The sequence below is a fragment of the Microcoleus sp. PH2017_28_MFU_U_A genome (assembly GCF_020738035.1).
Taxonomy (GTDB): Bacteria; Cyanobacteriota; Cyanobacteriia; order Cyanobacteriales; family Microcoleaceae; genus Microcoleus.
In genome coordinates, this window is sequence record NZ_JAEQCX010000064.1 from 12,091 (window position 1) to 33,979 (window position 21,889).

The window sequence follows — 21,889 nt, forward strand, 5'->3', positions numbered from 1 at the left end:
GCGACAAATCCTAAAAAACCCGAGCTAGTATTGCTACTGATTGGTTTGTATCCTAAAATCTACTACTATAGTTTCCTTGAATCGGCTTAGCCTTTAACCAGAAGTCGCTATATTAAGTATCCTACCAACAACAGACCTTCACTAAGGAGAAAACATTGGTTTCTACAACCTTGAAAACCACCAAATCAGAAGAAATATTCGCCGCCGCCCAGAAATTGATGCCCGGTGGCGTTAGTTCCCCCGTCCGCGCCTTCAAATCCGTAGGCGGACAGCCCATCGTCTTTGACAGGGTAAACGGAGCCTACATTTGGGATGTTGACAGCAACCAATACATTGACTACGTAGGTACTTGGGGCCCCGCCATCTGCGGCCACGCCCACCCCGAAGTCATCAAAGCCCTCCACGAATCCTTAGAAAAAGGTACGAGTTTCGGCGCACCCTCGCTGTTGGAAAATGTACTCGCCGAAATGGTGATTGATGCCGTTCCCAGCATTGAAATGGTGCGATTTGTCAATTCCGGTACCGAAGCTTGTATGGCCGTTTTGCGGCTGATGCGAGCCTTCACAGGCCGCGACAAACTGATTAAATTTGAAGGCTGCTATCACGGACACGCCGATATGTTCCTGGTAAAAGCAGGTTCCGGCGTGGCAACTCTCGGCCTTCCAGACTCTCCCGGCGTGCCGAAATCCGTTACCGCCAACACCCTCAACGCTCCTTACAATGATTTGGAAGCAGTCAAAGCTTTATTTGCCGAACATCCGGGCGAAATCGCAGGCGTGATGCTAGAACCTGTTGTAGGAAATGCCGGTTTTATTGTACCGGATGCAGGTTTTCTCGAAGGTTTGCGGGAAATTACCAAAGATAACGGTGCTTTGTTGGTGTTTGACGAAGTAATGACTGGTTTCCGCATCGCCTACGGCGGAGCTCAGGAAAAATTCGGTGTCACCCCAGATTTGACAACCTTGGGTAAGGTTATCGGCGGCGGTTTGCCCGTGGGCGCTTACGGCGGAAGGCGCGATATCATGGGGATGGTGGCTCCCGCAGGCCCGATGTATCAAGCTGGTACGCTTTCGGGAAATCCTTTGGCGATGACTGCTGGGATTAAAACTTTGGAATTGTTGCAAAAACCCGGCACTTACGAACAGTTGGACAGGATTACGAAAAAACTGTCCGAGGGATTGCTGAAAATTGGTAAGGAAGCGGGACACGCTGTTTGCGGCGGACAAATTAGCGGGATGTTTGGCTTGTTTTTTGCGGCGGGCCCGGTTCACAATTACGATGATGCGAAAAAGTCTGATGTAGCAAAGTTCGGCCGCTTTCACCGGGGAATGTTGGAGCACGGAATTTATCTCGCTCCTTCGCAGTTTGAAGCTGGATTTACTTCTTTGGCCCATACTGACGAAGATGTCGATCGAACTTTAGCAGCCGCCCGCGAAGTGATGGCTAGTATTTAAGGCTTTGCAGTCAGGAATGCAAGTTCTTAAAACTCAGAGATAAAAAATTAAAGTCCTGACTGTTTTTTGCAGTCAGGACTTTAATTTTTAACAAATAGCCAATCCGCGTTAAAAACCTCTCGGGGCTGTAGCAAAAGGCGAGAAACCCGGTTTCTACAAAATTTTGTGTTTAGTAATGAGAAATCTATGAAGAAACCAGGTTTCTGAGAATTTTTTATTTTTTCGACAACCTATTTAATAACTAATGACTAATGACTGCTATTCGATCGCGGGGACAGCACTATGACTAATGACTAATGACTAATGACTGCTATTCGATCGCGGGGACAGCACTATGACTACTGTCAACTGTCAACTGTCAACTGTCAACTGTCAACTGTCAACTGACTAATTTACTCATTAAGAAATTCACCTTCACAGATAATCGAGTCTCTGTTCTCCAAATCTTCTTGATTCCAAATCGCATTTAATGCTGCCGAACTTAAAGAACTTGAGATCGTATTTAATGTGGTGTTGTAGTATTCTACAGCATTATTAAGTTCCATCTGTGGGGCTTCTTTGAAATAGGAATTAATATCAGGCGTGCAGCGCTGGGCTTGATAGTACAAATAAGCTTCAGCATTAATACACATTACGTGGTAAAAATCCCTATTTGCTGTTGCAATATCTCCCAATTTGTACAGCGCTAAACCCCGGTTGAGATAAGCTTTAACGTAGTTGGGTTCGAGTTCCACTGCTTTGTTAAAGTCTTCAATCGCCAGCTCCATTTGTTTTAATTTATAGCGAACGCATCCTCTGTTATAATAGGCATAAACATTGTTGTGGTCGATGCCGAGTGCTGTGTTATAATCGGCGATCGCCTGGGTGTTGTCTCCTAATTGGTGATAACAGAGTCCGCGATTTATGTAAGCTTTGATATATCTTGGATTCAACCGTAGCGTTTCGTTAAAGTTCTCCGTTGCTGCTTGTTTTTCTCCCAAAAGGTAGTAAGCGCGACCTCGGTTGTAATAGGTTTTATAATTTTGCGAATTGATCGAGATAGCTCGATCGTAGTCTTCTATTGCTTCTTCGTAATGTCCTAAATTAGCAAGTACGAGTCCCCGGTTGTTGTAGATAGCGTGGCTGTCAGGCTTATTTACTAAAGCACAGTTGAGATCGTCAATGGCTTTTTCGTTTTCTCCGAGATGGCGCCAAGCATTGCCTCGATTCAAGTATGCCTCGAACAAATTAGGATTGATATCTAGTGCTTGGCTGAGGTCTGCGATCGCCTTTTGGTAGTCTTTCATATAATAGTAAACCAAGCCGCGATTGTTGTAAGCTTTGGCATCGGCGGGATTGACTTGCAGTATCTGATCGAAGTCCTCAAGTGCCGCTTCGTAGTTGCCTTGCTTGGCGCTGTGCAACCCGCGCTTATAAAAATGGTTGAGGTTCGATTCTTTGATGTTCATAGGTCAACTTTCATTCCTTGCTGGATTCTGGATTGATTCCTTTGCACTCAGTGTTGAGTTCGACAGAGGTTAATCTGTTGAAAGAGCATCCACACAGCACCCCGATTAACTCTTAACTGATTCCAGGAAATCTACCCGAAACAGGATTTTAGGTTTATCTTAACAGCAGTTAAATCCTGTTAAAAGAGCCTGTAACTCGGCTGCATTTACTTCGTGAGTTCGATTTTTTACCCGATCGACTTTTGAGCAAAAATCGAGTTTTCGTTGGCGTTATCTGTCTCTAGATGCCGAGGCGATCGGCTAATCACCAAATTCAGCTTACGAGGCTGCGAGCCTACAAATCACTACACGTACTCTGTTCTGGTAAGATTTATATCTCGATTCTCAAATTGGTCTCAGTATTTCCCGCACCTAGTCTCTACAAACTTTTGTTGGGTAATTACCAATTCCCGATTACCCATTACCAATTAGCGATTGATTTCCTCTTCCACATAAACTCTCAATTTCTCCAAATCTGGAAGTTCGACCAATTCTTTTTCCTTTTCCTGAACAGAGATAGGCACCCTCACAGGTGTGCGCTGTTCTATCCAGCAACTCGCCAGCGGCAAAGTTTGTTCCAAATCTTCCAAAGGCCTGGGAATTACCATCACGGCGTTCAACTCGCCAATGCGCTCAGCTTCGTACATCCCGGCTTCTACGGCGACTGCGACATCTGCGACTGCACCGCGAATAATTGCCGTGCACAAACCGGCGCCAATTTTCTCGTAGGCGGCTAAGTGTACGTCGGCGGATTTGAGCATAGCATCGCAAGCGCCGACCATTGCGGGAAATCCCCGCGTTTCGAGCAAACCGATCGCCTGATTGCTCAGTCGAGAATAACTACCGCTTTCCGACAGTTGAGTTAGGCGAAAGCCGATCGGCAAAACCACTTCCAAATTAGCCAAAGGCCTAGCAATCACCAGCTTAGAAACAAACTGTCCGAATTGTTCGGCTGTCTGAGCTCCTGCTTCCACAGCCAAACGCACGTCGGAAATGCGCCCGCGGACGATCGCCGTACAGTGACCGGAACCAATTTTCTCGTATCCTACTAAAATGACCCCTGCGGACTTCAGCATCATGTCAGCAGTCCCGACAATTGCCGGAAAACTCTTGGTAGATACCAAGCCCAAAGCGGTGTCTTTGAAATATTCCTGGCGCTGCGATCGCCCGGAGTCACTGCTGTTACGATCTATTTGTCCGTCCATCTTCGATTACCCTTAGAAACTTCCAAAAATAAAAATTTGTTGATAGTTTTAGTGTCTCAGATGAGAAGACAAACTGCACGAGCTGCAAGATACATATTTATGCTGCAAGACCTTAAAAATTGCTGAGCTACAAATAATATGAGATTACCTATTTATATTTTTTTGATTCTTCCTTAAGCATAACTGCCTTTTGTAGAAATTACCATGCCCCAAAATGGATACCAGCACCAGACACTCATGAGGGTCGAGATCGAAAATTTAGACAATATTTTAACGTCTCAGATTCATCTGTGGAATAAATCTCAAATCGAAAAATGGAAATTCTCCAATCCAATGACCTCTATCCGGTACCGCCCGAGAGAGTTTGACCGTTTTCCTGCGATCGATTAAAAGCTTGTCGGTGCGGAAACAGCGTCCCCAGCAACTGATTGATGTGAGCTTGACCGTACAGAATAGTTGGGACTTCTCCTGGTTGGGGAGGCGGATTGGCGGCGGTTTCTGGTGATGGATCTGGGGCTGTCTCTGGCGGTGTTTGAGGCTGTGTTTGGGCGGGTTCGGGCGGGTCGTCGATCGGGCGATCGACGGTTGGTTCAACTGGTGGCGTAGTGCCTGTGGGGGTTTCCGGTGCAGCGGTTTGGGCTTCTGCGGTTTCTGCGGTTTCTGCGGTTGGTTCTGCTGCGACTCGGCGGCTGGTATCTCCGATCAGAGAACCTGCGGGCAAAATTTGCATTTGGTCGATCGCAGGATTAATCAGCGTTGTTCCCGCGCCAATACAGGCATTTGCGCCAATCTTCCCCGCACCTACCACCAACACTCCTGCACCCAGCATTGCGCCCGCTGCGATTTCGAGAGTACCTTCGCGGGCGTGAAGGATAACTCCCATACCGATACAGGCACCGGCGGCGATCGAGATCCGGCTACCCGGATCTGCTTGGAGGATGACTCCTGGGGCGATCGCCACACCTTCATTCACAACTACATCGCCACTCAGGAAAATCTGAGAGTTGCTACTTAATTGCAGTGGCGATAAATACATTCAACTTCACCTTGAAATGAGCTATGATTTTAGATAAAACGACTTTAATTTATCGCTTTTTAGAATGATTATTTTAACTCTATCAATCTAATAAACGATTATTTACTAATAATGAAAAGCTCGATTTTGACTTGCCAGAAAGAATTGGTTGAAAGCCTCAAGTCCGATCGGGAGAAATTAAAATCAGACGATTCATTACTCCAATCTCCTTCCTTATTTTGTCCCAGGTCAACTGTCAACTGTCAAACGATTTTGGATTTTGGATTTTCGATTGGGGATTGAAGATTTTTGATTGTCCCAGGTCAACTGTCCCAGGTCAACTGTCCCAGGTCAACTGTCCCAGGTCAACTGTCAACTCTTCCTTCTTCCTTCTTCCTTCTTCCTTCTTCCTTCTTCCTTCTTCCTTCGTGACAACTGTCAACTGTCAACTGTCAACTGTCAACTGATTCTCCCGCTAGCCCAACGCGAGCACTTAACGGGAGAAAGCAGCTAATTACCTGACAAATTATGGTCGTTGGATAATTTCTTCGAGTACCCGGCGCTTGGCCTTGGAGTCGATACCGAGCAAGCGGACGTAATCGCCACTGTGTTCTGTCATACAGCTTTCGAGAGCCGAAATTACTTCGGATTCGCGGTTGGTGGCGATCGGCGCGCAACTGCTCCAAGAACCTGTGCGGAAACGGCGCGCGTCGGCGTGTTCCGTGCCAATTTTGTAGCCTTGGGAGAGCAGATTGCGGATTTGGTCGATCGTCTTGCCGGTCAACTTTCCACTTCCAGCCGAACCAGTCGTCGTGGCTTTGAATGCTGATGTTGCACCCGGTTTAGCCGATTGAGCCACAGGGCCATCGGGACGCTGAATCAGTTCTTCAACTACGCGGCGCTTAGCTTTCGGGTCAATCCCGATCAAGCGCACGTATTCGCCCGGATATTGGTTCATCACAGATTCTAAAGCGGCGATCGCCTCAGATTCGTTTCTGACTTGCAGCGAAGCCCCGCTTTGCCAAGAACTGGTGCGGAAGCGGCGCGCGTCGGCGTGTTCTGTGCCAACCTTGAAGCCTTGAGCTAGCAAGCCGCGAACTTGAGCCACTGTTTCCGCGCTCAATTTGCTGGATGCGGAACCGCCATTTTGATAGGCAGTTTGTGCAACTTTACCGTTAGATTTGTGAGTTGTGGCGCCGTTACCGTTAGAGCCGTTTTCTCCCGGTCTTTGGACGATTTCTTCGAGTACGCGACGCTTGGCTTTGGTGTCAATCCCGATCAAGCGGACGTATTCTCCTTGGTGATCGGCCATACAAGCCGACAAAGCTGCGATTACTTCAGAGTCGCGAGTTGAGGAAATTGGGCCGCAAGTGCGCCAAGAACCGGTACGGAACCGACGGGCGTCGGCATATTCCGCTCCCACGCTGTATCCTTGGGCTAGCAAATTGCGGATGCTATCGGCTAGAGAGGAACTCAATTGGGTGCCGGCATAGGTAGAATAATTCATTTGAGTGATATTTGAGTTTTTAGCTTGCTCGTTGCGAATTGGTGCTAGACAAGCGATGTTGTCAGCGCAGCGATAACCCGTTCTCAGAGCGTCATTGATGCCGATGACGTGGGTCGCAAATTTAACATCTGAATCTTGAACGTCAGGCAGGCGATCGGCTTGCTGCTGATTAGTGATGATGGCTCCCGAAGGTATGTACTTACCGGGAGGAATCTCCACATCTTGAATTAATACGTGCATCATGACAATGCAGCCGTTGCCCACTCTGGCATTGAACACCGTAGAGCGAAAGCCGATAAAGCACTCGTCGCCCACGTATGCTGGGCCGTGAATTAAACTCATGTGGGTGAGGGAAGTATTTTTCCCCACCCACACAGAATAGGATTTGTCGTCGTCTCCTGTGACTCGGCCTTGTTCTAAACCGTGAATCACTACTCCGTCTTGAATGTTGCTTCCTCCTCCGATATAAAAAGGAGTGCCTTCATCGGCGCGGATAGATGTCCCGGGGGCAATCATCACATTAGAACCGATATGCACATCCCCAATAATGTTAGAAAAGGAATGTACGTAGGCGGTGTCATGAATTTTGGGCTCAGCCAAGTTTTTCGACCAAGGCGTCGGGGGAGCCGCAACGTTGCGGACTGCCATAAATTAAGTTCTCCTAAAACTGAAAATTTTTTTTAGTTGTTAGTTGTTAGTTGTTCACTGTCAACTGTCAACTGTCAACTGTCAACTGCCAACTGTCAACTGTCAACTGCCAACTGTCAACTGTCAACTGTCAACTGTCAACTGTCAACTGCCAACTGCCAACTGCCAACTGTCAACTGTCAACTGTCAACTGTCAACTGTCAACTAGCGGTACGGGTCGTCTTTTTTACTGTAAATGAGGCGATTTTCTACATTGACAGTATCTATAATGCCTACTACCAGAGCATCGATCGGACGGTTTTCGCTCCCTGGCGCGATCCGGGCCCCGCTGCCGCGGGTGACTAAAACCCATTCATCTATACCAGCGCCCACACAGTCAGCGGCTACTTCATAGCCGGGAACTGGCGAACCTTCTTCATCGATGAATTGCAGCAGTAGAAATTTCGATCCTCTCAGCGTCGGCTCTTTTTGGGTACTGACAACTGTGCCGAGAACTTTGGCCATTTGCATTTTAGGTAATAGGTAATAGGTAATTGGTAATTGTCATTTTTACACCGTCACTTGTCTTTTTTTTATGAGTTTTTTTTAGTCTAATTTCTGCATAAGATAGTAGTTTCTTCTACTAACTAATGACTAATGACTCATAACTCATAACTCATGACCCGTAAAACAAACGGATACAAGCTCTAGACGATTTTGACTGTCGATTCCAAAATCTTAGATTTAAACTTAAATCTCCCAGATTAATCTGTGGAGTCAATTTTAAAATCTAAAATCTAAAATCTAAAATCTAAAATCGACTGACTAATAACCAATATCCCATGACTACCTCAATTAAAAATTAAAAATATTAAATCAAAAACATCGCGATTTTTAATTTTTAATTTTTAATTTTTAATTACCAAACGCCCCTAACAGCCTCGGGCTTGTATTAAGATCTGTTGAGAGGACGAATGCCGCTCACGCCTTCGCGGAACTGTTCTACAGCTTCGGTGTAGCGAATGGGTAGCACGTATTCCAAGTTTTCGTGAGGGCGGGCGATAATGTGGGTGGACATCACTTGTCCGCCGTTAACGCGCTTCACTGACTCTACTCCGGCGGCTACGGAAGCTTGCACTTCCGAGACATCTCCTCTTACAATGACAGTAACGCGAGCGCTACCGATTTTTTCGTATCCTACCAAGGTGACGCGGGCTGCTTTGACCATCGCGTCAGCGGCTTCTACAACTGCGGGGAAGCCTAAGGTTTCGATCATGCCAACTGCAATTGCCATTGGTTTTACTCCTGATTGAATATTTTGGGAACTAAACTGTAAATTTTTGACGATCGCGCTGCTTTTCGTCAAACGTTTCGTCAAACGAATTTTTAGCGCGCTAAGAACTTAGTAGCCTCGGAACTGCTCTACTGCTTCTGTATAACGAATTGGTAGAACATATTCTAGGTTTTCGTGGGGGCGAGCGATGATGTGGGTAGAGACGACTTCTCCGCCGTTCACCCGCTTGACGGATTCCACTCCTGCTGCAACTGAGGCTTGGACTTCCGACACGTTGCCGCGCACAATTACGGTGACGCGAGCGCTGCCGATTTTTTCATAGCCCACGAGGGTAACGCGAGCAGCTTTAACCATAGCGTCGGCAGCTTCCACAACAGCGGGAAAACCTTTTGTCTCAATCATTCCCACGGCAATTGACATTTTTGAATCTCCAAGTTGAGGATTAGCGGAATTACCGTAACAAATCTTTGAGAAATCTAAAAATTTGGACGGGGAGGCCCACATTATTTAGGAATGCAGTGTAAAGCTTCCTATCCTTATAGAATAGGGGAAGCTGTCCACCTTGACAATATAAACTAACATCATAATGTTTAATAACAAAAATTAAATTTTTTTATGTTACTTCAAATATTTTAATATTTATTTAATAATCTTAATATATAGAGGAGTAGATGCGGGCGGCGAGCTGGCAGTCAAGTAAGTACAAATACCTGTAAACTAGAGTTCGGTGGGTGGGGGCTGGGGATGTCGGTGTCGGTCAACTTCGAGATTTCCCAGGGGGGATCGCGGGTAAACAGACAAAAAAGACAGTCTTGGCCGAGATGCGGGCTTTTTTTTTTGAGTGCCGACCCCCAGCAGCCTGTAATTTGGTATTCAGAGAATACTAAGTTTTGATGCTTTAATGTATAGTTAATTTTGGGTGCAAATTATTTTGCTAAAGCTATACGATCGGGTTTAGTCAAAGTTTTACGTCAAATTTTTACACTGTGGCGCGATCGCCCGGAACTGCCTTTGTATAAAGGTAGCCGGTAATTTGAAGTTTAAGGAATAAATTAAATGACAGAATTTCTCCTCCAAACCTGTTGGTGGATACCTTTATATGGCTTAATAGGCGCGATTCTAACTTTGCCGTGGTCTACGGGAACCGTTCGCACAACAGGGCCAAGACCTGCGGCTTACTTCAATTTACTGATGAGTGTGTTGGCTTTCATCCACGGGTCAGTGATTTTTACAGCAACTTGGGATCGAGCGCCCCAACATTTGCTCCTCCACTGGGTGCAAGCAGCAGATTTAGATTTGTCTTTTGCCATAGAAATCTCCACGACCAGCGTCGGAGCAATGGAGCTAGTGACAGTTTTGAGTTTGCTAGCACAAATTTACGCTCTCGGCTACATGGAAAAAGACTGGGCGCTAGCTCGATTTTTTGGGCTGCTAGGTTTTTTTGAAGCGGCAATTAGCGGGATTGCGATTAGCGATTCGCTGCTGCTAACCTACGGTTTGCTGGAAGTGCTGACGCTCTCAACTTATTTGCTAGTCGGATTTTGGTACGCTCAACCGCTGGTAGTGACGGCGGCTAGAGATGCGTTTTTAACCAAGCGTGTAGGAGATGTACCGCTGCTGATGGGAGTAGTAACGCTTTCAACTTTAGCCGGAAGTTTAAATTTTTCGGATTTAGAAGAATGGGCGGAAACTGCAACTTTATCTCCTTTAGTTGCGACTCTTTTAGGCTTGGCTTTAATTGCCGCACCTACAGCCAAGTGCGCTCAATTTCCGTTTCACCTGTGGCTCGACGAGGCGATGGAAGGGCCGAACCCGGCTTCGATTATGCGGAATACGGTGGTTGTGGGTGGTGGGGCTTATGTTTTGATTAAACTTCAGCCTGTTTTAGCGCTGTCGCCGATAACTGGTTTGGTGCTGGTGGTTTTGGGTGCGGTGACGGCTGTTGGGGCTTCCTTAGTGGCGATCGCCCAAATCGACATCAAAAGAACACTATCGCATTCTACCAGCGCTTCTATGGGTTTAGTGTTTATCGCGGTGGGGCAGAATCACGTTGACATTGCATTGCTGCTGCTGTTCGCGCACTCGATCGCCAAAGCACTATTATTCATGAGCATAGGGTCAGTAATTGTCACAACCAACACTCAAGATTTAACAGAAATGGGTGGGTTGTGGTCAAAGATGCCCGCCACAACAATGGCTTATTTAGTTGGCGCTGCGGGGATGGTAGCCCTATTGCCGATGGGCAACTTTTGGGTAATGCGACGGTGGCTGAACGGTTTTTGGACAGTGCCATTGTGGTTGGTAGTTGTGCTGCTGTTAGTTAACGGTTTAACTGCGCTCAATTTAACTCGCGTATTCGCCTTAGTATTTGTCGGAAAACCGCAACCCAAAACTCGCAGAGCACCCGAAGTCGGTTGGCCGATGGCTTTGCCGATGGTAATTTTGACGGTGATTGGGCTGTTAGTGCCTTGGATGTTGCAGCAGTGGCAACTTTTAATTAGTTGGACTGGGCCTTGGGCGGAAACTGGGGATTTTGATAGTTTAAATTTGCTGTTGAAGACTCTGGATACTCCACTGTTGGTGTTATCTGGCTTGATTGGGGTTGGGGCTGGCGTGGCGATTTATTGGTACAACGTTTTACCTCGACCGGTACGACTGCCGATTCCAGCGGTGCAGGATTTGTTTGCTTACGACTTTTATATCGATCGAGTTTACCGCTTGACTGTGGTTTGGGCCGTAGCTTCTATTGCGAAAGTCAGCGCTTGGACTGACAAGTATGTAGTAGATGGGGCGGTGAATTTGTTCGGTTTTGCCACAATTTTCAGCGGTGAAGGTTTGAAATACAGCGGCACCGGTCAATCGCAGTTTTATGTGTTGACTATTGCGGGGGGAGTTGCGGCGTTACTGGCGCTGATTATTTGGCAATTCTAAACCGCAGATTTTGGTGGATGAACGGGGATAAACGCAGATAAATTGTTTTTGGTTTGTCTGCTTTGTCCCTAGTTTTATTCAAAGTCGATCGGCCACAATTCTATAACCGGAACTTCCCAACCGGGTAAAAGTTCGGGCAGTGAAATTATGTCGTAGTGCTGTCGCCCCCGAGCGAGTATTGTACACCTTGCTCGGGGGGGACAGCACTCCCAGAAAAGATATTTTTTGCAAAAATGAGATGCTCCCATTTAACTTGCAAATCTTCTCGATCTGTAAGACTAGAAGTCATAGGAGGATTTTCGAGAAATTTGCATCTATTGTAATAAGAAAATTAACCGATCGCTATTTTATGCAGTGGCTTTGGGTTAATCTTAAATATAGTTCTAAATATTGTGTAATAAAGGAAAGTTTTAATTGATGCTCAGTGCTTTAATCTGGATACCAATGTTGGCGGCCGCCCTGATTGGGTTTTGGCCCGGTGCGATCGCCTCTAAAATAGTTCGGAATGCCGCGATCGCCATTGCGGGTGTAACTTTTATTCTATCGGTGTTTGTGGCAGCTCAGTTTGATGCCAACAGCAGTCAATTACAGTTTTCGGAATTTATTCCTTGGATCGATGATTTGGGATTTAATTACAATCTCGGCGTTGATGGTTTGTCTCTGCCCTTAGTAATTTTAAATACCCTACTGACAGGTGTAGCGATTTACGCTACGGATGAGGCGATCCGCAGACCTCGACTTTATTATTCTTTGATGCTGTTAATTAGTGGCGGCGTCACCGGAGCTTTTTTATCTCAAAACTTGTTGCTATTTTTCCTGTTTTTCGAGGTAGAACTAATTCCGCTTTACCTGTTAATTGCAATTTGGGGAGGCGAGCGCCGAGGCTATGCCGCTACTAAGTTTTTAATCTATACGGCATTTTCGGGAATAGTATTGCTGGCTGCTTTCTTGGGTGTAGCTTGGCTCAGCGGTGCTTCTAGTTTTGATATGGTTGGTGCAGCCGGTGCATCGCATTTGGAAGGAGGCTCGCCGTTGCCTTTGGTCAGACAAATTGTGTTGCTGGCAGGGATATTGCTCGCTTTTGGGATTAAGATTCCTTTGGTGCCTTTTCATACTTGGCTGCCGGATGCTCACGTAGAAGCTTCGACTCCGGTTTCGGTGCTGCTGGCGGGGGTGCTGTTGAAGCTGGGAACCTACGGGATGCTGCGCTTTGGTTTGGGTTTGTTCCCGGATGCGTGGGCGGTGGCTGCGCCTTGGTTGGCGAGTTGGGCGGTGGTGAGTGTGCTTTACGGGGCTAGTTGCGCGATCGCCCAAAAAGACATGAAAAAAATTGTAGCTTACAGTTCGATCGCGCACATGGGCTACATTTTGCTAGCTAGCGCCGCAGCTACTGAGATTAGTATGATAGGAACTGTGTTGCAAATGGTTAGCCACGGTTTAATCTCCGGGTTGCTATTTTTGAGTGTCGGGATTGTTTACAAAAAATCCGGCAGTCGCAACATAGATGTGCTCAAAGGTTTGTTCAATCCCGATCGCGGTTTGCCGGTAATTGGCAGTTTAATGATTGTCGGTGTAATGGCGAGTGCCGGCATTCCCGGGTTGTCGGGATTTATTGCTGAATTTTTGATATTTAGGGGCAGTTTACCAGTGTTTCCGATCCAAACTTTGCTCTGCATGATCGGGACTGGTTTGACTTCAGTTTACTTTTTAATTATGGTCAACCGCGCCTTTTTCGGGCGCCTTTCCGATTTGGTGGTGAATTTGCCGCAAGTCCGCTGGGGCGATCGCATTCCTTCGCTAGTTTTAGCCGTAATCATCACCATCATGGGATTGCAGCCGGGAGTTTTAGTGGCTTTGAGTGAGAAAACTGCGATCGGCTTAGTATCGACTGTACCCGCACAAGTTAAACAAGTTGCTCAAAACTTGGAGTGAAATCTTTCATAGGTATGTAGTTGCGCTTGAGCGCCGGCCGGCGAAGAGAGCAACTACAAACCTAAAACATAGTTATTCAATGTAGTTGTGCGTTGACTCGCTCTCATGAACCCTCAAGCGCAACTACGAACCAAAGCTAAAACATAGTTATTCAATTAAGGTTGAGGAAATCAAATGACAAGTACCGTATTAAAACCATCTTCCCATCCCCTATCCGCCTACATTGACATCTTGGAATCAGGCAAAGCTTTACTTCCAGAATCTACCGAAAATGTAGTAGAAGTGGTTGGAGTTCTCAAAAGTTACGCCATAGTTCTTGATGCGTATTCTCGCAATCTTAACTACATCGCAGAAGAACAATTTTTAGTGCTTTTCCCGTTTTTTAAATATTTCAACGGAGAAGTGACAGCGCCGAAATTACTGCGCTATTTGTGGCACGATCGCATAAATTTTGAGTATGCCGAATATTGCATGAGAACCATGATGTGGCACGGCGGCGGCGGTTTGGACAGTTATTTGGATACTCCAGAATTTAGCAATTTGGCCGAAAAGGCGATCGCAGCTAAGTTAAAAGGCAACTTTTTGATGCAGGGACTCCACAAAGCATTCCCGGAGTTTTTGCCGGAACAAGTGCGGATGTTGGCTTATTACACGGGTTTGGGGCAGTTTTGGCGGGTAATGAGCGATTTATTTATCGATTTGTCCGATCGCTACGAAGCCGGTACAATTAAGTCGATCGCAGAGATAGTAGATTTCGTCTTAGCCGGTTTAGTAAGCGCCGCAGCCCTACCAATCACCTACAGCGTCAAGATTCGCGGCGAAGTCTACGATATCCTGCCCGCATCGGCCAACTTGACATTTTTAGCAGATGTAGCAGTACCTTATGTAGAAGCAGTTTTCTTTAGAGGAACAGCTTTTTTTGGCACAGTTTCCTACAACGCCCAAGCACATCAAATCCCAGAAGAACAAAAAGAATTTAGCTACGGGGCTTTGTTTGCAGATCCTTTACCCATCGGAGGTGCAGGAATTCCACCAACTCAATTGATGCAAGATATGCGGCATTATCTGCCCGATTATTTGCACGAAATTTATCGAACTAGCTGTCGCGGTGAAGACGATTTGCGCGTACAAATTTGCCAAAGTTTTCAGAAGTCGATGTTTTGCGTGACAACAGCGACTATTTTCGGTTTAGCACCTCATCCGATGAACACCTCCGATCCTGAGGAAAAAAAGGCTAATCGGGCTTATTTAGAAGGTTGGATGGATCGATTTGGCACTTCTCGCTTGGATTGGGCAAATCAGCCAACTATCAGGGCTTGTCAGTTGTTCCCGGAAAGATGAAAGAGGCTGGATGTCTGTTGCTACGATCGGGAGCGGAAGCAATCTCGATCGGAATCCAGCACGTCACATCTATGAAAGGCTGGGCTCCGGGCTGCTACCTCTTCTTGAAGCTCTAGATTAACCTTGACAAAGGTTGTAGCATTGGTTAGTATGATAGTACAGTCATACTCGTCAGTCGCATGAAATTAATAATTTATGAGCAAAAAAGTCAGTATTACTTTGGATGACACAATTCTAGATTTTGTCGATCGGCTAGCAAGTAATCGTAGTAGTTTCATAAATGAAATTCTCTGGAAGGAAAAAAGGAGGATTATGATGCAAGAGCTGGAAAATGCTTATAAAGAGCAGGCTAGCGATCCTGATTTTCAAGAAGAGATTTCCGTTTGGGATGTTGCGGTAGGCGATGGTTTAAATGCCTAACGGGATATTAACTTACAAACGAGGAGAAATATGGTGGGTCGATCTAGAACCCACGACCGGTCATGAAACCGGTAAGCAGCGTCCTTGTCTAATTTTGCAGAATGATGTTGGCAATCAAAATGGGACAACTACAATAGTTGCCCCTTTATTGCCTTGGAAAAAAACTTATCCATTCGTTGTGAATGTTGTTCCAACTTCGCAAAATGGACTAAACGGAGAACGGCACATAAACTTAAGTCAAATGAGAGCTGTAGATGCTCAAAGAATTAAAAACAAACAGGGAGTTTTAGAAGATTTTTATTGGGAAGAAATTGAGAAGGCTGTCTGTATTGAGCTGGGTTTTAATTTGGTATTTAAAGAAACATGATTGAGGTTTCGTTTTCTCGCTTCGCTCGTTTATCTATAACGTTTGTCAAGCGCTGTGAGGTACGCTGGCTCCTCCGATGCTTTCGATCTGAGAGTACCTCATGTTACTGAGAAAGGCTATAGTTTCCCAAACTCTTTTGAACCAGCAAACGAAAATGCGGTCAGCATGATAATTTCGATCGCCGATCGCCAATCTAAAAGCTCAAATACCAAATCCCATGACGCACCTTAATGCTATCTAGATTCGGACAAGAAGACTCAGGCCGTGAGAATCAGTTCCACAAGTTCCCAGTAAACCATAGGTTTCAGCTAAATCTTTGACTAAAGCAGTTTGTTTGGGACTCGGTTTCCAAGGATTAGGATTACCGTAAGCATAGTAAATTTCTACGCCGTCAATGCCAAGACGGGCTGCTTCTGGGATTAGTTGATCTGCGATCGATCGATACCGGCAAGGATGTGCTAGAACCGCTAAACCTCCTGCTTCCTGAATCGCTTCAATTACCCTGGCTGCGGAATAAGAAGCGTGGCCTTCAGTGCCTTTACCTCGCAAGTAAGGTGTGAGACTGGGATGTTCAGGATCGAAGGCGTAAGCGAGAATGTGTACGTCGTTTTTGAGCAATTCAGCGTTAATTTCAGCGCCAGTCCAAAGAGTCGGCGCTGCGGTAGTCCTGTCGGGATGCTTTAATTTCCAGTTATCCAGCCAAATTTGAGCTTGAACGTAGCCTTTGGTGCTGTGGTGATCGGTGATAGCGAAGCCTTTGAGGCCACCTGCGATCGCAAGTTCCATCAATTTCTCGGGCTTCAATCGCCCGTCGGAGTAGACTGTGTGCATATGGAAGTTATAGGAACCCGGACAGCTATCGGCATCAATCGTCTGCAAGACTTGTTTGAGTGCCGAGATATTCTGGGATTCTGGTTTGAGGCTAGAACTTGTTGAGGGAGCGAGATTGACCGTCATAAGCATTATTATAAAAAAAACTAGCTTTGTTCACTATATCTAATTTTTTCTTTAAATGTTGGGGGCTGATACCCACAGGTACTTTCAACAGTTGACAGTTGACAGTTGACAGTTGACAGTTTGAGAGAAACCTCTACCCTTAAGTCTGAGGATTGAAGTAATGAATAGTCTGAGTTTAATTTCTCCCGGGCGGGCGGGCTTTCAACCAATTCTTTCTGGCAAAGCGTTAGTCGCACTTTAAACCTGCGGCGGCGGCTGTCGGAAATTCGATCGGCACAAACGTAACACCAAATTGTTCTCTAGCACACGCAACAACGTGCGCTAAAGCTTTAGGAGGGTTTTTCCGATTTCCAGTTGTCAAGTCAAACTCAATTATACCCGTGGCACCGTCAGCTTTAAAGTCTGGAGATGCTAAGGTTTTTTGCATTCCTTCACGGCTGGGTTCTGGCTGTAATTCTAGGGATTTAATCAGCGTTTTAGCGGCATCGTAGGTTAAAGCCGATCGAGTATTGACTGGGCCTCCCCACAATTTTTCAGCATTAACTGGAAACTTTTTATCAAAACTGATTAACGGATGCCAAAACACGGATACGGCGAGTTTTTCAACAGACTTTACCTGTTTTACTGCTTCTAAAGTTCTCGGATCGTATAGAGTCCAAGGGCCAACAATCCAATTGAGACCATCGTTGATTTTAATCATATCGAGCGCGTGTTCGAGAGAATTAGTGACTTGACCGTCGGGAAAGAGAGCTATGGCTGTTATTCCTGCTTTCTCAACTTCTTTGATAGCTGCTTCGGCGTTAAAATCATTTTTAGATAAGTCGTAATTACTGGATCTAAAAGTCGAACCTCCTTCGGCTTCAAATTGCTTTTTGAATTCTTCCCACAAAGATGCGCTAAACGGACTATTGGGATTGTAAAAAACGGCAACTCTTTTTTGACCGACTTTAATCAGTTGATTTACTAAGCCTTCAGCTTCTTTGCTAGTTGTTGGGGCTGTCCGAAAGAAAAATTTCCGAGGTTTGCGCGTTAGTTCTTCTGTTGTGCTTCCCGGAGAAATGGCGACCAGCTTATTTTGATTGTAAATATCTACTGTTTCTACCGTCATGTCGCTCGTGTAGTGTCCGATGACTGCTAGAATATTTGGTTGAGTGACTAGATAATTTGCCCTTTGAACTGCGTAGGATTTGATATTGGCATCATCAGCAATGATTACTTTTAGACCTTTTCCTTTAATCGATTTTGCTTCGAGAAAGCCTTGACCGGGAAAATCTCGTTCGCTGTTATTTGCAGACAGAAGACCTAAATTAACTTCGGTTTGAGCTTGACCAATACCGCGCAGCAGTTCTTCGGCTAAACTTGCATTGACTATAGTTCCTGTCCCGTCCTGATTTCTGCGAATGGGAACAACAATTGCGATGGTATAATACTCTGCACCTATCGCCTCTAGCAGAGCATTGTTGGTGTAAATTAAAGTTTCTGGATCTCTGCGGTCTTCCTGCCAGGACTGTTTGAACAATTTTAAAGCTTCAGGATAATTTGGTTCCGCAAATTCATTTATTGCCCTTTGTTTTGACCACATGGCGGCGGTTTTTACTAGGAGTTTTTCGCCGGAACTTACACCATCTGGGGAGGGTGTAGGTGAGGCTGTAGGTAGGGTCGATTGCGGGGAATTTTTATGGATTATCGGGGATTTTTTGATGTTTGAAATTACGATCGCCCCTGCGGCAATTACCGCAACACCCAACAGCAGCCAGCGAAAGCGCGATCGCCCCTGCGGCGGAGTTTGGCCTGACTCGGGTTCTTTGCTCGGTGGCGAATCCTGGTTTGGCGAAACTTCATCAGAATCAGACGCTCCCAAATTCGGCGCAGGTTCGAGTAATAGAGGCGATCGCATCGCGTTCAAGTCTCGCAAAACCTCAGTCACAGATTGATATCGATTTATTCGATAGTGGAAGCGAACCATCTGATCGAGAATATTTTTTAGATTATCACTCACTGGTAGCGGAGTGCGATCGGACGTGGAGTCATGCCAGATAATTTCACCAGCACCATCGTAGTTTTTGAGCTCTGTGGGATGCTTCCCGGTGAGAACTTGAATCACGATCATCCCTACGGAGTAAATATCATTACCAGCATGGGCAGTACGCCCATTTGATTGTTCCGGAGACATATAACCGCTGGTGCCGATCGCCTGCGATGTGAATATTCTACCTGTAGAGTCAGCAGTCAAAGTGCTGATTTCTTTGACAGCCCCAAAATCAATTAAAACAATTTTGTTATCTGTTGTGCGCCGAATTAAGTTAGAAGGTGTAATATCGCGATGAATAATATTTTGTTTATGGACGAACTTTAAAATTTCCAGAATTTCCAGCAACAAGGCGATCGCCCGATCCTCTTCCCACTGTGTACCTGGAGTGAGTTCTTCCTTGAGCTGATGTCCTTCAATGTATTCTTGAATTAAGTAAAAATGGTCGTTTTCTTCAAAGTAAGCGAATAATTGGGGAATGCACGGGTGATTGCCGAGACAGCGCAAAGCACTAGCTTCCTTTTCAAATTGCGTCCTTGCCTTCTCCAAGACGTGCGGAGCATTCGATGAAGGAAAAGGAATTTCCTTAACAACGCACTCGGGATTTCCGGGTTTGGCTAGATCGTTAGCCTTGTAGGTAATCGCAAACCCTCCCTGTCCCAATTTCTTGATAATTTGGTACCTTTCGTGAAGGATATACCCTGGCTCTAGACACATATATTTTTCAGCACCTGTTGACTGGCTCCGGTCTTTGATGTTGATTATACGCTTTTTTGTTCCTAGATACACTTTGGCAACATATCAAGTTCGTCTGTGCCCATATCAAAAACATTATAACTTTCAGCAATTTCTCATTTCCAGTTGTCACTGACTAATAAATAATGATGATTGATGATCGATCGCCAATGACTAATTATGTTTCCCCTAACTTGCTAAGAACAAAAGCAGCTAAAAACCCGCAGACAGTAATTAAGCCAGCAAAATCGTGAGTTTCCTCGAATGCTTCGGGAATCATCGTATCTGAGATCGTGGCTAAAATACCCCCTGCTGCGGCGATCGCCAATCCGCTATCGCTTGATTCTGTTTTAGCAGGGTGCAAAGAGCCCGATCGCTTGCGGTGTTTTGCTCCCTGCTGATTCAAAAACCAATTGGCGGCTGTATAAACAGCAGCGCCGCCCAAAAAGCCGATCGCCGTTGAGTCAAAACCGCCGCGCTTGTAAGCTTCATCCATCAACTCAAAAGATAGCGCCCAAATCAGCACACCGGCGCCAAAAGCCATAATTGTGGCGATCGCGCGCTGGGGAATCCTGATAAAGTAACCCACCGCCGCTCCCAGTAGCAGCGCCGAACCACCCACTAAACCCCAAAATTCTGCCTGCAACCACACTGGAAACATGACTACGCACCTCAAAGCAAAAATTTTTAGACCTGCATAAAAATTATAGATCTTTTATTGGGGGGAGGCAGCGGATACAGCACTTTTCAACCCAGGGATGTACTCTCCTTTGGGCTGGTATTTTCTAATAAGTTATGACTGACATCACGTCTGGTAAAATCATCTTTATAAGTTCGTAGTGAGGACTTCAGTCCTCTAATTTTTATGAGGACTGAAGTCCTCACTACGAACCAATTTTACCTGTATTTTTAATAAATTATGATTAATGATTACTAATAAAAAAAATCCCAGGCATAACCTGGGAATGGGAAATATTAATAAAAGTAATGTTGTTTTAATAAATTGAATTTGCCGGAAAGCGGCGATAATTTGGGTAATAATCGAGCAGCACTGGTAGATTTGAGAGCGGACTGCGGGGCGGGCATTCCGGTTCCGGTGCCGCACCCATCGCATTTTCCAATCTCAATAAAACACTTGCGTTCATGTTGGATCACCCGTTATGCTTGGCTGCTGTTGCGAGTCTGGCTTGCCAGATCCAACAGTTGCGCCCAACGTTTTTGGACTTGTTTGGGGGTGCAGTTGAGTGCAGTGGCGATCGCCTTATCGCATTCTTGATTCCGCTTCATTGCTAACAGTTCTTGTTGTTCGGGCGACAGTTGAGCGCGAAATGTTTCCCATTTGTCCGAAGTCATGCCCAGTTTTTGATCTACATCAGCACCCAGCCATTCGTGAACGAGTTTCCAGTTTTGAGTGCGGGCAAATTTTTCGACGTGGTACTTAAACCGTTGTTGCAGGTAGTCGCGCTGGCGGGAGGACAAACCGAGAACGCGATCGATTTCCGAAGCCGAAAGGTCTTGCAATTTTAAAGTTAAGTAGCTAACACATTCTGGCTGATTTTGCGATTCCAGATAAGCAATCAATTCAGCGACTACTCGATCGCGCAACACAGCATCAGCCGGATCGACAGTTTCCGAAACCATTTGTTCGCGGACTTGTTGCAGCGCCGGAGAGCGGCTGTACATTTCTGCATCTTCTCCCTTGCCGGATTCTACAGCCATTTCAATGTCGATCGCAGTTTCGGGAGGTTGGCCCTTAGCAAATCCTTGAGCGCGAAGCACGATCAGGCGTTGGCGGTTGCGGCCGGGTAAACCGATTTGGCGCTTGGCGTATTGTTCGGTGAAAGCCATGTACTCAGCCAATTCAATCTGGGTGCGGGGAGTGTAGTTGAGATCCAGTTGGTGTTCGCGGCGGAAAGCGCGCAAAGCTTCGATGTAAAAGCCTTGCAAAAAGTCTTCAATCATGTTGTAGCGAGCTTGGAAGTTCAAGTTCGATCGGAAAGAAGCAACATGACGGTAAATCATCGATGCGAGGTGAGAGTGCAGTTGGACGCGGCCTTGTTTGGAACCGAGGCGGTAGAATTCGAGAGTTTTTTGCAACCGGTGTTCGGCCAAGGTGATTTGCCAAGCTTCAACTTCGCCGGAAATTTGGATGCGATCGCTTTTTTGGCAAATCCGTTCGACTTCCTTAGCAATTCGCATCGCCACTGCTTGAGCGCTGCGGCTGGCAGTTTTCATTTCTGCTTCCAACTCTTTGAGGGCGAATTCAGCCAAAGCCAAGACATCGATGCTGGAAACTGTATTGATTTCGGCGGTTTGTTCGGTGGAGGCGGCTGGAATGAAGTTGAGGTTAGAAACAGTGTTGCAGTTGACGGGGTTGGTGGCAGTTGTGACAGTCATGGCGTTTATCGGGTGGTAGCGCAGTGCGAGGACATTTTTCAGGGAGCGAGGCGGCAGTTGCTGGCGGTTTCGCTTGGCACGGCTGATTCAACTCTCTATGTATTGAATATAGGGAAATACAGATAGGCACAGTGATGCCAGTGTTCCACTCTCTCATGCAACATTTTTTGGCTGCCGAATCTGATTTTAAG

18 protein-coding genes are annotated in these 21,889 nt (G+C 46.1%); 6 read left to right on the forward strand and 12 right to left on the reverse strand.

What is annotated here, in order from left to right:
• Nucleotides 1-155: 155 nt before the first annotated feature.
• Nucleotides 156-1,454 carry a glutamate-1-semialdehyde 2,1-aminomutase gene (gene hemL / locus JGK14_RS16235; protein ID WP_293189571.1) on the forward strand — a complete coding sequence of 433 codons (1,299 nt, stop codon included), beginning with the start codon at nt 156-158 and terminating at the stop codon, nt 1,452-1,454.
• Between the two features lie 392 nt (nt 1,455-1,846).
• Here the strand turns inward: hemL and JGK14_RS16240 are convergent, their stop codons facing one another.
• The 7 genes from JGK14_RS16240 to JGK14_RS16270 form a co-directional block, all read right to left on the reverse strand.
• On the reverse strand, nt 1,847-2,902 hold the full coding sequence (locus JGK14_RS16240) for a tetratricopeptide repeat protein (protein ID WP_293189570.1): 1,056 nt from the start codon (nt 2,900-2,902) through the stop codon (nt 1,847-1,849).
• 467 nt (nt 2,903-3,369) lie between these two features.
• Nucleotides 3,370-4,146, reverse strand: a complete 777-nt coding sequence (locus JGK14_RS16245; RefSeq protein ID WP_293185534.1) for a carbon dioxide-concentrating mechanism protein CcmK — start codon at nt 4,144-4,146, stop codon at nt 3,370-3,372.
• Nucleotides 4,147-4,486: 340 nt separating this feature from the next.
• On the reverse strand, nt 4,487-5,182 hold the full coding sequence (locus JGK14_RS16250) for a carbon dioxide concentrating mechanism protein (protein ID WP_325315273.1): 696 nt from the start codon (nt 5,180-5,182) through the stop codon (nt 4,487-4,489).
• A 505-nt stretch (nt 5,183-5,687) separates the two neighbouring features.
• Entirely contained in the window at nt 5,688-7,316 is a 1,629-nt protein-coding gene (locus tag JGK14_RS16255; RefSeq protein ID WP_293185537.1) for a ribulose bisphosphate carboxylase small subunit, read from the reverse strand.
• Between the two features lie 204 nt (nt 7,317-7,520).
• Nucleotides 7,521-7,826, reverse strand: coding sequence for a EutN/CcmL family microcompartment protein (locus JGK14_RS16260; RefSeq protein ID WP_293185538.1), 306 nt, complete (start codon nt 7,824-7,826; stop codon nt 7,521-7,523).
• A 421-nt stretch (nt 7,827-8,247) separates the two neighbouring features.
• The gene (locus JGK14_RS16265) at nt 8,248-8,589 is read right to left on the reverse strand and encodes a carbon dioxide-concentrating mechanism protein CcmK (protein ID WP_006635058.1); all 342 of its coding nucleotides are present in this window, start codon (nt 8,587-8,589) and stop codon (nt 8,248-8,250) included.
• A gap of 108 nt (nt 8,590-8,697) precedes the next feature.
• A complete protein-coding gene (locus JGK14_RS16270) occupies nt 8,698-9,009 on the reverse strand; it encodes a carbon dioxide-concentrating mechanism protein CcmK (RefSeq protein ID WP_006635059.1) in 312 nt (103 codons plus the stop codon).
• A gap of 636 nt (nt 9,010-9,645) precedes the next feature.
• On the opposite strand from JGK14_RS16270, the gene JGK14_RS16275 reads away from it, so the two are divergent.
• From JGK14_RS16275 to JGK14_RS16295, 5 genes are all read left to right on the forward strand, one after another.
• Nucleotides 9,646-11,520, forward strand: a complete 1,875-nt coding sequence (locus JGK14_RS16275; protein ID WP_293185539.1) for an NAD(P)H-quinone oxidoreductase subunit F — start codon at nt 9,646-9,648, stop codon at nt 11,518-11,520.
• Nucleotides 11,521-11,937: 417 nt separating this feature from the next.
• The gene (locus JGK14_RS16280; protein ID WP_293189627.1) at nt 11,938-13,452 is read left to right on the forward strand and encodes an NADH-quinone oxidoreductase subunit M; all 1,515 of its coding nucleotides are present in this window, start codon (nt 11,938-11,940) and stop codon (nt 13,450-13,452) included.
• A 174-nt stretch (nt 13,453-13,626) separates the two neighbouring features.
• Nucleotides 13,627-14,793, forward strand: a complete 1,167-nt coding sequence (locus JGK14_RS16285; RefSeq protein WP_293185541.1) for a CO2 hydration protein — start codon at nt 13,627-13,629, stop codon at nt 14,791-14,793.
• Between the two features lie 195 nt (nt 14,794-14,988).
• A complete protein-coding gene (gene mazE, locus JGK14_RS16290; protein ID WP_293185543.1) occupies nt 14,989-15,213 on the forward strand; it encodes a type II toxin-antitoxin system MazE family antitoxin in 225 nt (74 codons plus the stop codon).
• A complete protein-coding gene (locus tag JGK14_RS16295) occupies nt 15,206-15,580 on the forward strand; it encodes a type II toxin-antitoxin system PemK/MazF family toxin (RefSeq protein ID WP_293185545.1) in 375 nt (124 codons plus the stop codon). The genes mazE and JGK14_RS16295 overlap by 8 nt, the downstream gene beginning before the upstream one ends.
• Nucleotides 15,581-15,817: 237 nt before the next feature.
• On the opposite strand, the gene JGK14_RS16300 is transcribed toward JGK14_RS16295, so the two are convergent.
• The 5 genes from JGK14_RS16300 to JGK14_RS16320 form a co-directional block, all read right to left on the reverse strand.
• The gene (locus tag JGK14_RS16300) at nt 15,818-16,537 is read right to left on the reverse strand and encodes a PHP domain-containing protein (protein WP_293185546.1); all 720 of its coding nucleotides are present in this window, start codon (nt 16,535-16,537) and stop codon (nt 15,818-15,820) included.
• Between the two features lie 226 nt (nt 16,538-16,763).
• Nucleotides 16,764-19,283, reverse strand: coding sequence for a bifunctional serine/threonine-protein kinase/ABC transporter substrate-binding protein (locus tag JGK14_RS16305; RefSeq protein ID WP_325315274.1), 2,520 nt, complete (start codon nt 19,281-19,283; stop codon nt 16,764-16,766).
• Between the two features lie 196 nt (nt 19,284-19,479).
• Entirely contained in the window at nt 19,480-19,962 is a 483-nt protein-coding gene (locus JGK14_RS16310; protein ID WP_293195900.1) for a hypothetical protein, read from the reverse strand.
• A gap of 334 nt (nt 19,963-20,296) precedes the next feature.
• On the reverse strand, nt 20,297-20,446 hold the full coding sequence (locus JGK14_RS16315; RefSeq protein WP_293189555.1) for a hypothetical protein: 150 nt from the start codon (nt 20,444-20,446) through the stop codon (nt 20,297-20,299).
• Nucleotides 20,447-20,459: 13 nt separating this feature from the next.
• The gene (locus tag JGK14_RS16320; protein ID WP_293195897.1) at nt 20,460-21,698 is read right to left on the reverse strand and encodes a HetZ-related protein; all 1,239 of its coding nucleotides are present in this window, start codon (nt 21,696-21,698) and stop codon (nt 20,460-20,462) included.
• Nucleotides 21,699-21,889 lie beyond the last annotated feature (191 nt).